General features: G+C 67.5%; 14 protein-coding genes. 9 read left to right on the forward strand and 5 right to left on the reverse strand.

Annotation, left to right across the window (positions count from 1 at the left end; translation table 11 throughout):
- Window positions 1-23 precede the first annotated feature (23 nt).
- The 4 genes from ACK8OU_RS00720 to ACK8OU_RS00735 are packed head-to-tail and all read left to right on the forward strand — an operon-like array spanning window position 24 to window position 5,105.
- Window positions 24-1,184: a microcin C ABC transporter permease YejB gene (locus ACK8OU_RS00720; protein WP_410301424.1), complete on the forward strand. Its 1,161-nt coding sequence runs from the start codon at window positions 24-26 to the stop codon at window positions 1,182-1,184.
- Window positions 1,184-2,290 (forward strand): ABC transporter permease, encoded by a 1,107-nt coding sequence (locus ACK8OU_RS00725; protein ID WP_410301425.1) that lies wholly within the window; start codon window positions 1,184-1,186, stop codon window positions 2,288-2,290. The genes ACK8OU_RS00720 and ACK8OU_RS00725 overlap by 1 nt, the downstream gene beginning before the upstream one ends.
- Window positions 2,287-3,882, forward strand: coding sequence for an ABC transporter ATP-binding protein (locus tag ACK8OU_RS00730; protein WP_410301426.1), 1,596 nt, complete (start codon window positions 2,287-2,289; stop codon window positions 3,880-3,882). The genes ACK8OU_RS00725 and ACK8OU_RS00730 overlap by 4 nt, the downstream gene beginning before the upstream one ends.
- The gene (locus tag ACK8OU_RS00735; protein ID WP_410301427.1) at window positions 3,879-5,105 is read left to right on the forward strand and encodes a glycosyltransferase; all 1,227 of its coding nucleotides are present in this window, start codon (window positions 3,879-3,881) and stop codon (window positions 5,103-5,105) included. The genes ACK8OU_RS00730 and ACK8OU_RS00735 overlap by 4 nt, the downstream gene beginning before the upstream one ends.
- On the opposite strand, the gene ACK8OU_RS00740 is transcribed toward ACK8OU_RS00735, so the two are convergent.
- From ACK8OU_RS00740 to ACK8OU_RS00760, 5 genes are all read right to left on the reverse strand, one after another.
- Window positions 5,102-6,046, reverse strand: coding sequence for a LysR family transcriptional regulator (locus ACK8OU_RS00740; protein WP_410301428.1), 945 nt, complete (start codon window positions 6,044-6,046; stop codon window positions 5,102-5,104). The two genes, ACK8OU_RS00735 and ACK8OU_RS00740, sit on opposite strands and share 4 nt — an antisense overlap.
- A gap of 17 nt (window positions 6,047-6,063) precedes the next feature.
- A complete protein-coding gene (locus tag ACK8OU_RS00745) occupies window positions 6,064-7,176 on the reverse strand; it encodes a saccharopine dehydrogenase family protein (RefSeq protein WP_410301429.1) in 1,113 nt (370 codons plus the stop codon).
- Window positions 7,173-7,934, reverse strand: coding sequence for an amino acid ABC transporter ATP-binding protein (locus ACK8OU_RS00750; RefSeq protein ID WP_410301430.1), 762 nt, complete (start codon window positions 7,932-7,934; stop codon window positions 7,173-7,175). The genes ACK8OU_RS00745 and ACK8OU_RS00750 overlap by 4 nt, the downstream gene beginning before the upstream one ends.
- Window positions 7,935-7,949: 15 nt before the next feature.
- Entirely contained in the window at window positions 7,950-8,612 is a 663-nt protein-coding gene (locus ACK8OU_RS00755; RefSeq protein WP_410301431.1) for an amino acid ABC transporter permease, read from the reverse strand.
- A 61-nt stretch (window positions 8,613-8,673) separates the two neighbouring features.
- On the reverse strand, window positions 8,674-9,516 hold the full coding sequence (locus tag ACK8OU_RS00760) for a transporter substrate-binding domain-containing protein (protein WP_410301432.1): 843 nt from the start codon (window positions 9,514-9,516) through the stop codon (window positions 8,674-8,676).
- Between the two features lie 341 nt (window positions 9,517-9,857).
- On the opposite strand from ACK8OU_RS00760, the gene ACK8OU_RS00765 reads away from it, so the two are divergent.
- Genes ACK8OU_RS00765 through ACK8OU_RS00785 form a run of 5 tightly spaced genes read left to right on the forward strand, consistent with a single transcriptional unit; the run spans window position 9,858 to window position 14,628 of the window.
- Window positions 9,858-11,018: an NAD(P)/FAD-dependent oxidoreductase gene (locus tag ACK8OU_RS00765; RefSeq protein ID WP_410301433.1), complete on the forward strand. Its 1,161-nt coding sequence runs from the start codon at window positions 9,858-9,860 to the stop codon at window positions 11,016-11,018.
- Window positions 11,015-11,275, forward strand: a complete 261-nt coding sequence (locus tag ACK8OU_RS00770) for a 2Fe-2S iron-sulfur cluster-binding protein (RefSeq protein ID WP_410301434.1) — start codon at window positions 11,015-11,017, stop codon at window positions 11,273-11,275. The genes ACK8OU_RS00765 and ACK8OU_RS00770 overlap by 4 nt, the downstream gene beginning before the upstream one ends.
- On the forward strand, window positions 11,265-12,569 hold the full coding sequence (locus ACK8OU_RS00775; protein ID WP_410301435.1) for an FAD-dependent oxidoreductase: 1,305 nt from the start codon (window positions 11,265-11,267) through the stop codon (window positions 12,567-12,569). Before ACK8OU_RS00770 ends, ACK8OU_RS00775 begins: the two co-directional genes overlap by 11 nt.
- Window positions 12,569-13,966, forward strand: a complete 1,398-nt coding sequence (locus ACK8OU_RS00780) for an aldehyde dehydrogenase family protein (RefSeq protein WP_410301436.1) — start codon at window positions 12,569-12,571, stop codon at window positions 13,964-13,966. The genes ACK8OU_RS00775 and ACK8OU_RS00780 overlap by 1 nt, the downstream gene beginning before the upstream one ends.
- Window positions 13,966-14,628: a dihydrodipicolinate reductase C-terminal domain-containing protein gene (locus ACK8OU_RS00785; protein ID WP_410301437.1), complete on the forward strand. Its 663-nt coding sequence runs from the start codon at window positions 13,966-13,968 to the stop codon at window positions 14,626-14,628. Before ACK8OU_RS00780 ends, ACK8OU_RS00785 begins: the two co-directional genes overlap by 1 nt.
- Window positions 14,629-14,637: the final 9 nt, after the last annotated feature.

The following is a 14,637-nucleotide window of genomic DNA, read 5'->3' on the forward strand; positions in this document are numbered from 1 at the left end:
TGGAAGGCAAGGGCAGGGCAGACATGGGCGCCTATATCCTGCGGCGGTTGCTGCTGATCATCCCGACGCTGATCGGGATCATGGTGGTGAACTTCACGCTGACGCAATTCGTGCCGGGCGGGCCGATCGAACAGATCATCGCCCGCGTCGAGGGCGAGGCCGACAGCCTGCGCAACATTGCCGGTGGCGGTGATGCGGGGGCGGCAGGCGCACAGGGCGGGGTTGGCGAAAGCGGCTATCAGGGCGCGCGCGGCATTTCCCCCGATCAGCTGGCGCGCCTTGAGGTGCAGATGGGCTTTGCCCGCATCACCTGCGCCGAAGGCTATGCCGGCATGCCCGACATCCGCGCGCCCGAATGCGAAAAAACGCCGATCCCCGCGGTGGAACGCTTTGTCATCATGATGGGCAACTACCTGACCTTCGATTTCGGCCAAAGCTTCTTCCATTCGAAATCGGTGGTGGAACTGGTGCTGGAAAAGATGCCCGTGTCGATCACGCTGGGCCTGTGGTCCACGCTGCTGGCCTATCTGATTTCCATCCCGCTGGGCATCCGCAAGGCGGTGCGCGACGGCAGCCCGTTTGACACCTGGACCAGCGGCGCGATCATCGTGGGCTATGCCATTCCGGGGTTTCTGTTCGCGGTCCTGCTGATGGTGCTGTTCGCGGGCGGGTCCTACTGGAAGATCTTCCCGCTGCGGGGGCTGACCTCGGACAACTGGGCGGATCTGAGCGCGCTGGGCAAGGCGCTGGATTATCTGTGGCACATCGCCCTGCCGGTGACCGCCACCACGATCGCCAGTTTCGCCACGATGACGTTGCTGACCAAGAATTCCTTCCTGGATGAGATCAACAAGCAATATGTCATGACCGCGCGGGCCAAGGGCCTGTCGGAACGCGGGGTGCTTTACGGCCATGTGTTCCGCAACGCGATGCTGATCGTGATCGCGGGCTTTCCGGCGCAGTTTCTGGGCGTCTTCTTTGGCGCCTCGATCATCGTGGAAACGATCTTTTCGCTCGACGGGCTTGGTCTTCTGGGCTTTCAGGCGGCGGTCGAACGCAACTATCCGGTGATCTTCGGCACGCTTTATGTCTTTGGCCTGATCTCGCTGCTGGTCGGCATCCTGTCGGATCTGATGTATGTCTTCGTCGATCCGCGCATTGATTTCGAACGGAGGGCCGGCTGATGGCCTTGTCCCCGCTGAACGCGCGCCGCTGGCGCAACTTCAAGGCCAACCGGCGGGCCTTCTGGTCGCTGTGGCTGTTTCTGGTGCTGTTCGTCGCCTCGATGTTCGCCGAGGTTCTGGCCAATGACAAGCCGATCGTCGTCAGCTATCGGGGCGATCTGTATTTCCCGGCCTATCGCTTCTATCCCGAAACCGCCTTTGGCGGCGATTTTCGTACCGAGGCGATTTACCGCGATGAGGCGGTGCAATGCCTGATCGTGACCGGCGGGCGCGAGGAATGCTGGGATGACCCCGAAGGGGTGACCGCCGAGGCGCGCGACACCGGCATGGTCGCGGGCGAAGCGGTGGAAACCGGCTGGATGATCTGGCCGCCGATCCCCTACCATTATCGCACGATCAACAACGTCGGCACCGCCCCCAGCGCGCCCGATGCGCGCCATTGGCTGGGCACCGACGATACCGCGCGCGATGTGGCGGCGCGGGTGATCTATGGTTTCCGCACCTCGATCCTGTTCACGCTGATCGTGACCACCGTCGCCTCGGTGATCGGGATCGCGGCAGGCGCGGTGCAGGGCTATTTCGGCGGGCGCACCGACCTGATCTTTCAGCGCGCGCTTGAAATCTGGTCCTCGACCCCCTCGCTTTACGTCATCATCATCCTGTTCGCGATCCTGGGGCGGGGCTTCTGGCTGCTGGTCTTCGTGGCGATCCTGTTCGGCTGGCCCGCGCTGACCGGCGTGGTGCGGGCGGAATTCCTGCGCGCGCGGAATTTCGAATATGTCCGCGCGGCGCGGGCCCTGGGCGTTTCGGACCGGGTGATCATGTTCCGCCACATTCTGCCCAATGCGATGGTGGCGACGCTGACGATGATGCCCTTTGTCATCACCGGAACAATATCCATGCTGGCCTCGCTGGATTACCTGGGCTACGGGTTGCCGTCCTCGGCGCCCTCGCTGGGGGAACTGGCGTTGCAGGCGAAACAAAACCTGCAGGCGCCGTGGCTGGCTTTTGCGGCCTTTTTCACATTCGCGATCATGCTGTCGCTTCTGGTGTTCATCTTCGAGGGCGTCCGCGATGCCTTTGATCCGCGCAAGGTGTTCAAATGACGGCGGTGCTGGAGGTTCGGGACCTGCGCGTATCCTTCCGGCAGGACGGGCAGGTGATCCCGGCGGTGAAGGGCGTCAGCTTTACCGTGGCCAAGGGCGAAACCGTGGCGTTGGTGGGGGAATCGGGGTCGGGCAAGTCGGTCACGGCGCTGTCGACCGTGGCGTTGCTGGGCGGCAATGCCACGGTCGCGGGATCGGTCCGCTATGGCGGGCAGGAAATGATCGGCGCGCCCGAGCCGCGGCTGCGGCAGGTGCGGGGGAACGATATTTCGTTCATATTCCAGGAACCGATGACCTCGCTCAACCCGCTGCACACGCTGGAAAAGCAGATCGCGGAAAGCCTGGCGCTGCATCAGGGGCTGACGGGGGCGGCGGCGCGGGCGCGGATTATCGAATTGCTGGACAAGGTCGGCATCCAGAACCCCGAAACCCGCTTGCAGGATTATCCGCACCAGTTGTCGGGCGGGCAGCGCCAGCGGGTGATGATCGCGATGGCGCTGGCCAACGGGCCGGACCTGCTGATCGCGGATGAACCGACCACGGCGCTGGACGTGACCATTCAGGCGCAGATCCTGGACCTGCTGGCCGATCTGAAGCGGGCCGGGGGGATGAGCCTTCTGTTCATCAGCCACGATCTGGGTATCGTGCGCCGCATCGCCGACCGGGTCTGCGTAATGCAGAAGGGGGAGATCGTCGAACAGGGGCCGGTGGCGGACATCTTTGCCAATCCGCAGCACCCCTATACCCGGAAACTTCTGGCGGCCGAACCCAAGGGCATTGCCGGCCCGGTGTCGGATGCTGCGCCCGAACTGGTGCGGACCGATCACCTGAAGGTCTGGTTCCCGATCCAGCGCGGCCTGATGCGCCGCACGGTGGGCCATGTGAAGGCGGTGAACGACGCCTCGATTTCGGTCCGGGCGGGGGAAACGCTGGGGATCGTCGGTGAAAGCGGATCGGGCAAGACCACGCTGGCGCTGGCGATCATGCGGCTGATCGGGTCCGAAGGCCCGATCGTCTATGACGGGCAGGATATTTCCGGCTGGTCGGCGGGGCAGCTGCGGCGGTTGCGGCGCGACATGCAGATCGTGTTCCAGGACCCCTTCGGCAGCTTGTCGCCGCGGATGACGGTGGAACAGATCATCGCCGAGGGGCTGACCGTGCATGGCGTCGAACCGGGGCGCAACCGTCGCGGGATGGTGGCCGAAATCATGGCCGAGGTGGGGTTGGACCCCGCCGCGATGACGCGCTATCCGCATGAATTTTCCGGCGGCCAGCGCCAGCGCGTGGCGATCGCCCGCGCGATGATCCTGCGCCCGCGGGTGGTGGTGCTGGATGAGCCGACCTCGGCCCTGGACATGACGGTGCAGGTGCAGATCGTGGACCTGCTGCGCGACCTTCAGGCCCGCTACGGGCTGGCCTATCTGTTCATCAGCCATGACCTGCGGGTGGTGCGCGCCATGTCGCACAAGGTGATTGTGATGAAACAGGGCGACATCGTCGAAGCCGGCCCCGCAGCCCAGGTTTTTGGCGCGCCGCAGACCGACTACACCCGCGCCCTGATGCGCGCCGCCCTGGGCGAGGGGGTGGCTTGAAGGTTCTGTTCGTCCACCAGAATTTTCCCGGCCAGTTTCCCCATCTGGCCCCCGCGCTGGCCGCACGCGGGCATCAGGTTCTGGCCCTGACGGCGGAACAGAACACCCGCCCGTCGCCGGTGCGGGTGGTGAAATACCGCGCGCCGGACCCTGTCACCCTGTCCTCGGGCCTGACGCGAACCTATGCCGACAGCGCCGAACGGGGCCTGCGCGTGGCCCGCGCCGCGCGGGCGCTGCGCGACCGGCACGGCTATGTGCCCGATGTGATCCTGGGTCATCCCGGCTGGGGCGAGACGTTGTTTCTGCGCGATGTCTGGCCGGGGGCGCGGCTTCTGGTCTATGCGGAACTGATGTATCGCGCGGCGGGCCTTGATACCGATTTCGACCCGGAATTCGCCCGCCCCGATCTGGACCGGCGGGTGCTGACCACCGCGCGCGCGGCGCATCTGGTGCAGGCGATGGTGCAGGCCGATGCGGCGCTGGCGCCCACCGAATTCCAGGCCGCGACCTTTCCACCCGAATTGCGCGCCAAGATCACGGTCTGCCATGACGGCATCGACACCGATACCGTCCGCCCCGATCCGGCGGCGCGCTTTGTCCTGCCGAACGGCACCGTGCTGCGCCCCGGCGATGAGGTGGTCAGCTTTGTCAGCCGTTCGCTGGAACCCTATCGCGGTTATCACAGCTTCATCCGCGCGCTGCCGGCGGTGCTGGCCGCCCGGCCCGACGCGCAGGTGGTGATCGTGGGGGCCGAGGGGCAAAGCTATGGCCCCGCGCCAAAGGACGGGATCAGCTGGAAGGAACGCTTCCTGGCCGAGGTGCGCGATGGGCTGGATCTGTCGCGGGTGCATTTCACGGGCCGCCTGCCTTACGCCGATTATCTGGCGCTGCTGCAGGTCACGCGGGTGCATGCCTATCTGACCTATCCCTTCGTGCTGTCCTGGTCGGCGCTGGAGGCGATGGCCGCGGGCGCGCTGGTGATCGGATCGGACACCACCCCCGTGCGCGAGGTGATCCGTGGTGGCGAAAACGGGCGGCTGGTGGATTTCTTCGACATTCCCGGCTGGTCGGCGGCGCTGGTCGCCGCGCTGGCCGATCCCGACCGTTTCGCGCCGCTGCGCCGGGCGGCGCGGGCCACGGTCACCGCGCGCTATGACCTGAAGCGCCACTGCCTGCCGCGGCTGATCGACTTTGTGGAAACCGCCGGCGCGCCGCAGGCCTAACCCAGCGCCTTGCGGCAGCAATGGTGCAGCGCGCGCACATAGGTGTTGTTGCCCAGAAAGGCGGTATGGGCGAACCATAACTTCATCGGTTCCATTCCGCCCAGCACGCGGCGCATCACCTTGGGGCAATCCTCGGCGGCGGCCCATTCGGGCACCACGCCATAGCCAAGGCCCGCCTCGATCAGCCGTGTGACGCTGGTGCTGCCCGAGGCGGTGGTGGCGATCCGGGGCGGGGCCTGCATCTGGCGCGTCAGGTAATCCAGCGCGCGGCTGCGCACTGTCTGGCCGCTTTCATAGGTGATGAAGGGCCGGTCGCGAAAGGCCGCCAGATCGGTTTCCGTTTCCGGGATGCCCCAGTCGGCGGGCCAGACCAGCGCCAGCCGATAGCTGCCCAGCAAGTGCTGGGTGATCGCGGGGTGGCCAAAACTGCGTTCGCTGACGGCGGCATCCAGCGCGCCTTCCATCATCATCTTTTCCAGCGTCGTGTCGCGTTCGAAAAAGGCCAGCTCGATATCGGGGGCCTGGGCGCGGAAATCCTGCAGGATGGTGGGGAAGAAATGGTGAAACAGCGCCTGCGGCACGCCCACCCGCAGCACCGAGCGCACATCATGCAGCAGCACCGAAATGCGCGACAGGATCGTTTCCAGTTCCTCGCCCAGGGATGCATGCAGCGCGCGTCCCTGCGGCGTCAGCGTGACATGGCGCGACCCCTTTTCCGCCTCGATCAGCCGCGCACCGTAAAGCTGTTCCAGCCGGCGCACATGGTTGGCGGCGGATTGATAGGAAATGTTCAATTCCCGCGAGGCGGCGGAAAACGATCCGGTCCGGGCAACCAGATGGAAGGTCTGCAACAGGGAAATGTCGATCTTGGGGCGCCGGTCGTCGGGGCGCGCCGGGGTGTCTGCGCTGCGTGTCTGTCCGGTTCCGCTCTGTCGTGCCATCATGCCCCCCGCCGCATTCAGGCGGCCCGAATGGCCGCATCGACGGAATCAAGATGGCAAAGGAAGGGCGACATCCGCAAGACCCCCGGCGCCAGCATCCCCGGGGCGATCAGCCCCGCCCTGGCGTGGCCCTGCGCGATCAGGTCCAGCGTGGCGCAGACATGGGCCGCTGTCGCGGTGGATACCGCGCTGACCTGTCGCCCCGCGCCATCGGGCCCCGCGCACAGGCTGCGCGCCGACCAGCTTTCGCTGGCCCCGCTGCGCCGGCGAATGGCGATCAGCACGCGGTCTTCCTCGGTCCGGGGCAGGGCGGTCGTCAGCAGGGTGCGGAACTGATAAAGCCGTTTGGACAGGCCCAGATCCTCCAGCAGGAAACGGATGTAATCCAGATGGCCCGGATAGCGCAGTGTCTTGAAGACCAGCCCGCCCACGCGCCCCTGATGCGCGCGCGCCAGCGCATCCAGGCTGCCGGCGGTGGTGAAGGCTTCGAATTCGGTGCCGTTCAGGCAGACGGTCTCGGCCTCGGACAGGGGCGGTAATTCCGCAAGCCCGCCCTCGCGCAGCGCCAGGCAGGGGGCGGAATATTCACCTACCAGCCCCTCGATGCCCCAGATATTGGCATATCCCAGCCGGTTTTCGGCCCGCGCGGGCAGCACGCCCACGAAAACGGTGATCTCGTCGCGCGGGCCTGCGGCCTCCAGCGCCTCGGCGGCCAGGGCGGTGACATAGCCTGGTGCCAGCCCGCAGCCCGGCGCCAGGCTGACCCCGGCCGCGCGCGCATCCCCCGCCAGCGCCGCCACCGCCGCCCCCGAGGCCGCGCTTTCGGTGATGTCCAGATAGTGGCACCCCGCCGCGATCGCCGCACGGGCGACATCGGGGGCGGGCAGGGCGGGATCGGCCAGGATCACCGCGCGCCGTCCGCGCAGCGCGCCCGCCAGCGCCTCTTGCAAGGTGCCGGTCAGCGGCGGCAGGCGCGTCAGCCCATCGGCCCCCGCCAGCGCATCGCCATCGCGCGCGGCCAGCACCGCATCAAAGCGCGCATCCTGTGCCAGCATCCGCGCGATGCGCTGGGCCATGCGGCCCGCGCCCAGGATCAGCACCGGAACCGGCGTTTCCCCCCCCCGTTTCATGCGTGAAAACGCGACAGGAAGCCGCGCAGGCGTTCGGATTTCGGGTTGCGCAGGATGTCTTCGGGGCTGCCTTCTTCCGCGATGCGGCCCTGTTCCATAAAGATCACGCGGCTGGCGACATCGGCGGCAAAGCCCATTTCATGCGTCACCAGAACCATGGTCATGCCTTCGTCCGCCAGCCGCCGGATCACCGCCAGCACCTCGCCCACCAGTTCGGGGTCAAGCGCGGATGTCACCTCATCCAGCAGCAGCACCCCGGGTTTCATCGCCAGCGACCGGGCAATCGCCACCCGCTGTTTCTGCCCGCCCGACAGATGCGCAGGGTAGGCGCGCGCCTTGTCGGCCAGCCCCACCTGCGCCAGCAGGTCCATCGCCACCGCCTCGGCCTCGGCACGCGGCTGGCGCAGTACCACGCGCGGGCCTTCGGTGATGTTGTCCAGCACGCTCAGATGCGGAAACAGGTTGAAATGCTGGAACACCATGCCGACGTTGCGGCGCAATTCGCCCATGCCGATGGTGTCGCCGGTGCCGCGAAAGCGGGTGCTGACGGCGCGGCCACGGAACAGGATCTGCCCACTGGTGGGGGTCTCCATCATGTTCAGGCAGCGGATCAGCGTGGATTTTCCCGACCCCGACGGCCCGATCAGGCCCAGCACCTCGCCGGGCATCAGATCCAGGTCAATGCCCTTCAGCACATCCAGCTTGCCGAAGCTTTTGGTCAGGCCGCGCACGGCGATGGCGGGTTCTTTGTTGGTCATCTGTCCTCTCCCGGCTCAGTCGCTGCGGCGCATGCGGCGTTCAAAGTGATCGGCAACCTGCGTCAGCGGGAAGAGCATCACGAAATACATCACCGCGGCCAGCGAATAGGCCTCAAGCGGGCGGTAGGTTTCGGAATTCACAACCGAGGTCATGTAGGTCAGTTCCGCCACCGAGATCGCATAGAGAAGCGAGGTGTTCTTGACCTGGATCACCGACTGGTTGATGAAGGCCGGCAGCATCTTTTTCACCGCCTGCGGCAGGATGATGCGCCGCATCGCCTGCGCGCCCGACATCCCGATCGCCGCGGCCGCTTCGCGCTGGCCCTTGTCGATGGCGTTGATCCCGCCGCGGAAGATTTCCGCGTAGAACGACCCCACATACAGCGACAGCGTCAGCAGACCCGCCGTGGTGTTGGAAATCGACACCCCCAGCAGCATCGGCAGGGCATAATAGGCCCACAGGATCTGCACCAGCAAGGGCGTGCAGCGGAACAGTTCCTGATAGCTGCGCGCCACGATCCGCAGGGCGGCAAAGCGTGACAGGCGCGCGAAACAGGCGGCCAGCCCGATGATCACGCCCAGCACAACCGAGCCCAGGGTGTAAAGGAAGGTCGTCCAGATCCCGTGCAGGAAAAGGTCGAAGGATTGCAGGACCGTATAGAAATCCCAATTGTACATGCGGCCTGTCTCCTGCCGTCTTCTGGTGGGCGCGGGCCGGCGCGGGCCCGCGCATGGGGGATTAGCCGTTGATGTCGAAGCCTTCGGGCAGGTCATCAATGGTAAGGCCGAAAGGTTCAAGCCCCTTCAGGATCCAGGTCTGGTTGTTACCGACCCGGCGGTTGTAATCGGCCCAGGCCGACACGAACCCACGCCAGATTTCATCGGAATCATGCGCCATGCCGACGACGGAGGGCGAAGACAGGATCGGGGTCGGCACATAGACCTCGCCGATGGCGGCGTTCTTCGTGGTCATGACCATGCCGTTGAACACGGTGTTGATGATCGCATCGGCCTTGCCGGTGGCGACGGCCAGAACCGCCTCGTCGCGGGTCTTGAAGCGCAGGATGTTGGCTTTCGGCAGATAGGCCTTGGTGATCTGGTCCTGGGCCGAGCCAAGGTCCACCGCGATCGTATAGGCCGGATCGTTCAGGTCCGCCCAGGTCTTGCCCTTCAGATCTGCCTTGGGCGAGATGATGACGAAGCTGTTGTAATAGGTCGGCGCCGAGAAATGCACCGACAGCGCGCGCTTGGGCAGGGCGGTCAGCGCGAAGGCCAGATCGACCTTGCCCGACTGTACGTCAAGAATGGAATTGGCCCAGCTGGATTCGACCACCTCAAGTTCCACGCCCAGTTCGGTGGCCATGTCGCGGCCCATTTCCACCACGAAGCCGCGCCATTCGCCGCTGCGCGGGTCCTTTGAGAAATAGGGATCTTCGTTCAGGATGCCCGCGATGCGCAGCACGCCGCGGTCGCGGATTTCATCCACTTTCGATTTTTCCTGCGCCTGTACGGCGCCGAGGCTGGTGCCAAGTGCGATTGCCGCGGCGGCAACCCCTGTGGCAAGTCGTTTCAGAAACGTCATCATGTCCTCCGTGTTGGCGCGGTGCCCCGCGCAGGTCTGAATGGTAACGGCCAGAGTTGGTGCGACCCTCTGCCGGGGCCGTCGCTGACACAGCACCGTGTTTCGGGTCTTCGATCAATACAAGAAAGCCCCCTTATCCTATAAAATATATTGTAGAATGCTGGATGTGTTATCATGTATTTCTGCAATGCGGCAGAATCCTCCAAGAATTGTTGTAACTTGGCGGTGCAAATTTGCATCGCGCGGCCTTGGGGCGCGGGCTAGCCTTTCCCCGTGACGGGCGTTCCGGCCCGCCGTACCGACGCCGCCTTTCCCCGCAACACCCCAAAGCGGAGCCCGCCTTGACCCAAGCCCTGCATCATGACGTGGCCATTGCCGGCGCCGGGATCGTCGGCGCCTCGGTCGCCTGGCATCTGGCGCAGGCCGGTTTGCGGGTGGCGCTGATCGATGCGGTGGGCCCGGCGGCGGCGGCGTCTGGCGCGTCGGACGGGGCGGTGTCGGTGGCCTCGAAAAAGCCGGGGCCGCTGGCGCGGCTGGCTTCGGCCTCATTGCTTTACACGCGCGATCTGGCGGTGCGGGGGCTTTTGGCCGGGGCATTTCATGCCCGTCCCTCGTATGTTTTCGGTCAGGGCGATGCGGAAATCGCAGCACTTGATGCGCTGATCGACAAGCTGGCGCAGATCGCGGGCCCGGTGCGGGTAACCGGCGATGGCGGCGCCGGCGCGCTGCCGGGCCTGGGCGCGGCGGTCGAGCGGCTGGTGACGCTGGACGGCGAAGGCCATATGCCCGGGCACAAGGCGGTGCGCGCCTATCTGGCCGCGCCGGGAATCACCCCGGTCTGGCCCGCCCGCATCTGCGGGCTGGAAACCGATGACGCGGGTGTCACGATCGATCTGGGCGACCGGCGGCTGCGCGCGGGCCATCTGGTCGCGGCGCTGGGCGTGTCTACGCCGGCGCTGTTCCCGGCCCTGCCGGTGCAGCCGCGCGCGGGGCAGTTGTTCGTGACCGACCGTGGCCCGGCGGGTGCCTTGCCCGGGTCGCTGACCGCCGCGGCCTATCTTGTGGCCAAGACCGATGCCCCCGGCGTGCTGCCCTTGCCGCCCGTGGTGATCGATCCGCTGACCACCGGCCAGTTCCTGATCGGGTCCAGCCGTGAGGATCACGCCGATCCTGCCCTTGTCGATTTCGCCACCCTGCGCCAGCTGATGCGCCGGGCGGTCGATGCCTTCCCCGCGCTGGCCGAGCGCCGCGTGATCCGGGCCTTTGCCGGTATCCGCGCGGCCGTGGCCGACAGCCTGCCCATTGTCGGGCCGCTGCCGGGCGCCCCGCGCATCACCATTGCCACCGGCTTTGAAGGTGACGGCATCTGCCTGTCCGCCCTGATCGGGCGCGAGGTTGCGCGGATGGTCCGCGGCCTTGCGCCCACCGATGCGCTGGCCGCCGATCTGGCGGCGCTGACCCCTGCGCGCTTTGGCGCCCCCCTGCAGGAGGCACGGGCATGACGACCGGAACGATCTTCTGGGCGGGCCAGCCCGTGCCCTTCCGCGCGGGTGAAACCGTCGCCAGCGCCCTGATGCGGGCGGGCATCGCCGCCTTTGGCACCGCGCCCACCGGGCAGGCGCGCGCGGTATTCTGCGGGATCGGTCTGTGTCAGGGGTGCCTGATCCGCGCCGGGGGCCGGATCACCGAGGCCTGCCTTTTGCCTGCGCGCGACGGCCTGCGGCTTTCCCCCGAAACCGGAGGCGATGATGCGTGCTGAGACCGTTCTTGTCGTCGGCGCGGGGCTTGCGGGCCTGTCGGCGGCCACCGAACTGGCCCGCGCGGGCCTGTCCGTTCTGGTTGTCGATCAGGCGCAGGCCGTCGGCGGCGCGATCCATCGCCAGCCGCTGGCGGGCGGGCGCAGCATCGCCTCGGGTGCGCAGAAACGCCGTTGGGCGGGGGTGATGGCGGGGGTTGCGGCGCAGGGCGGGCGGATCACGCTGTCGCCGGGCACGCGCTTTGGCGGGGTGGATCATACCGGCGCCGTGCTGTTGAGCGGCGCCATGAACCGGCTGTTCCGGCCCTCTGCGCTGGTGCTGGCGCTGGGCGCGCGCGAAAGCGTGCAGCCGCGGCAGGGCTGGACCTTGCCGGGGGTGGAAACCGCCGGAAGCCTGCAAACGCGGCTGAAAACCCTGGCCGAGGCGCCTGCGGGTCGCGTGCTGCTGGCGGGGTCCGGTCCGCTGTTGCTGGCGCTGGGGGCGGAACTGGTGAAACTGGGCCGCCCGCCGGTCGCGATTCTTGAGGCCGGGCGGCCCTTTGCCAGGCCGCTGGCCGCCCTGGGCCTGCCGCGCAGCTATTGGGCCGAGGCGGCCCTTTACCTCGCCCGCCTGCGGCTGGCGCGGGTGCCGATCCTGACCGGCACCCATCTGACCGCGATCCGGGCCGAAGGCGGCGCGCTGTGCGCCGAGGTGGATGGCCCGCGCGGCGCGCGCCGGTTCGTCGCGGATCACATCGCGCTGCATGACGGCATCCGTCCCAATGACATCGGCCTGCCCGATTGCGCGACCCTTCCCGTGGTTCGCCTTGGCGATTGCCGCGAGGCGCTGGGCGCGCGCGCCGCGCTGGCCGATGGCCGGGCCGGTGGCGCGGCGCTGGCCGCGCGCCTGCTGGGCCGCCCCGTGCCCGCGCCCGACCCCGAACTTGCCTGCCAGCGCGCGGCGCAGGCCCTGCTGTCGCGGCTTTACGCCCATGACGGCGTGGCGCGGCTGGCCGATCTGCCGGGCGACACCGTGATCTGCCGCTGCGAGGCGCGCACGGTGAACGATCTGCGCGCCCTGGGGCCAAACCCCCGCGCGCGGCAACTGCGGCTGGATGGCCGCTTTGCCATGGGGCCCTGCCAGGGCCGGTTCTGCGGCGATTGGGTCGCGCGGCTGGCATCACCTGACAGACGGGGCCCCGACATACCCAACCCCGACATACCCAACCCCGGGATCGGCGCGCCCCGTTGGCCCGCCCGCCCCATTGCCGTGGCCGATTTGCTGGCCGCCACCGACGAGACCGAAGGAGAGACCTGATGACCCTTGCCGCGCCGCTGCGCCCCGCCAATGCCGAATGCTTCACCATCCGCAACCCGTTTTCCGGCGCGGTGGTGGGGGAATTGCCCGAAGCCCCGGAACCCGAAATCCGCGCCACCGTCACCCGCGCCAGGGTTGCGGCGGCCGCGTTCCGCGTCTCGACCCCGCATCAGCGGCGCGATCTGTTGAACCGGCTGGCCGATCTGGTCGCCCGCGATGCCGAAACGCTGGCCCGGACCGTCTGCGCCGAGATGGGCAAGACCATCACCGAGGCGCGCAACGAAATCCGCCGCGCGCAGAACACGCTGCGCCTGTCGGGCGATGCCGCGACCTTCCTGGACGGCGAGGTGATGCATTGCGCCATCGTCGCGGGCGGGGTGGACCGGCAGGCGGTGGTCAGCCTTGCGCCGACCGGCGTGGTGGCCGCGATCACGCCCTTCAACTATCCGGTCAACCTGCTGTGCCACAAGCTTGGCCCCGCGATCGGGGCGGGCAATGCGGTGGTGGTCAAGCCTTCGCCCAAGGCGCCGCTGGCCGCCGATCATCTGGTGCGGCTGACGGTTGAGGCGGGGTTTCCCACCGATCTGGTGCAGATCGTCCATGGCGGGGCCGCGGCGGCGCTGGCGCTGGCGCGGGCGCCGATCGACCTTCTGTCCTTTACCGGCGGGCCGAATGCGGGGCTGGCGCTGAAGCGCGAAAGCGGGCTGGTGCGCTGCCTGATGGAACTGGGCGGGAATGATCCGCTGTTCGTGCTGCCCGATGCCGATCTGGCGGCTGCGGCCGCCACCGCCATCGGCCATCGCTATGAAATCGCGGGCCAAAGCTGCGCCGCGGTGAAAAAGCTTTACGTTCATCAGGATGTTGCCGACGCTTTTACCCAGGTGTTGCTGGAAGGCGTGGCCGCGCATCGCTTTGGCGATCCGGCGGATGACGCGACCCGGATGGGCCCGGTGATCGACGCGGCGGCGACCGATGAGATCATGGCGCGGCTGGTGGCGGCGCAGGCGATGGGCGCGCGGCTTTTGACGGGCGGCACGCGTGAGGGCAACCTGATCGCCCCCACCGTGGTGGCCGATGTGCGACCCGAAATGAAGCTGGTGGCCGAGGAAACCTTTGGCCCCGTGCTGGCGCTGCGCCCCTTTGCCGATCTGGACGCGGCCATGGCCGAGGTGAACGGGTCCGATTACGGGCTGCAGGCCGGGATCTTCAGCAACGACCACGCCGCGATCCGCAAGCTGACGCGGGGGCTTCAGGTCGGCGGGATCATGGTCAACGAGGGCCCCGATTTCCGCGCCGAACATGTGCCCTTCGGCGGCATCAAGCGGTCCGGCCTGGGGCGCGAGGGCGTGCGCATCGCGATGCGCGAAATGTCCGAACCGCGCGTGGTGATCGACTGATGCGGGTCGCGGTTCTGGGGGCGGGTGGCAAGGTCGGGCGCGAGGTCGTGGCCCAGGTCGGCGCTGGCACCGATCTGACCCTGGCCGAGGCGATTTCGGGGCGCGACGGCGCGGCGCTGGCCGCGGCGGGGTTTGCGGCTGATGTGCTGGTCGATTTTTCCACGCCCGTCGCGGTGATGGACCTGCTGGACCGGCTGGCGGGCAACCCCCTGCCGCTGGTGATTGGCACCACCGGCTTTGCCCCCGATCAGGCCGCGCGCCTGCGGGCCGAGGGCGCGCGCCGCCCGATCCTGATCGGCGCGAATTTCACGCTGGGGTTCGAGGCGTTCCGCCGTGCCGGGATGATGCTGGCCGCGACCCTGCCCGGGGCGGGCCTGACCGTGGCCGAAACCTATAACGCGCAGAAAAAGCCCGCCGCCTCGGGGACAACGCAGGGCCTTGTGGCCGATCTGTCCGCCGATGGTCGCGCGGTTGGCACCGAAATTCACCGCATCGGCGATACGCCCGGCATCAACACGCTGCGCTTCGATCTGGGCGTGGCCGAAATTTCCCTGACCCTCACCGTTGCCAGCCGCGCCGCCTATGCCGCGGGCGCGCTGGCGGCCGCACGCTGGCTGGTGGGCCAGCCCAACGGGGCCTATGCGCCCGCCGACATTTCCTGAAAGGACCTG

The organism is Pontitalea aquivivens (genome assembly GCF_046507575.1).
GTDB classification, from domain to species: Bacteria; Pseudomonadota; Alphaproteobacteria; order Rhodobacterales; family Rhodobacteraceae; genus Pontitalea; species Pontitalea aquivivens.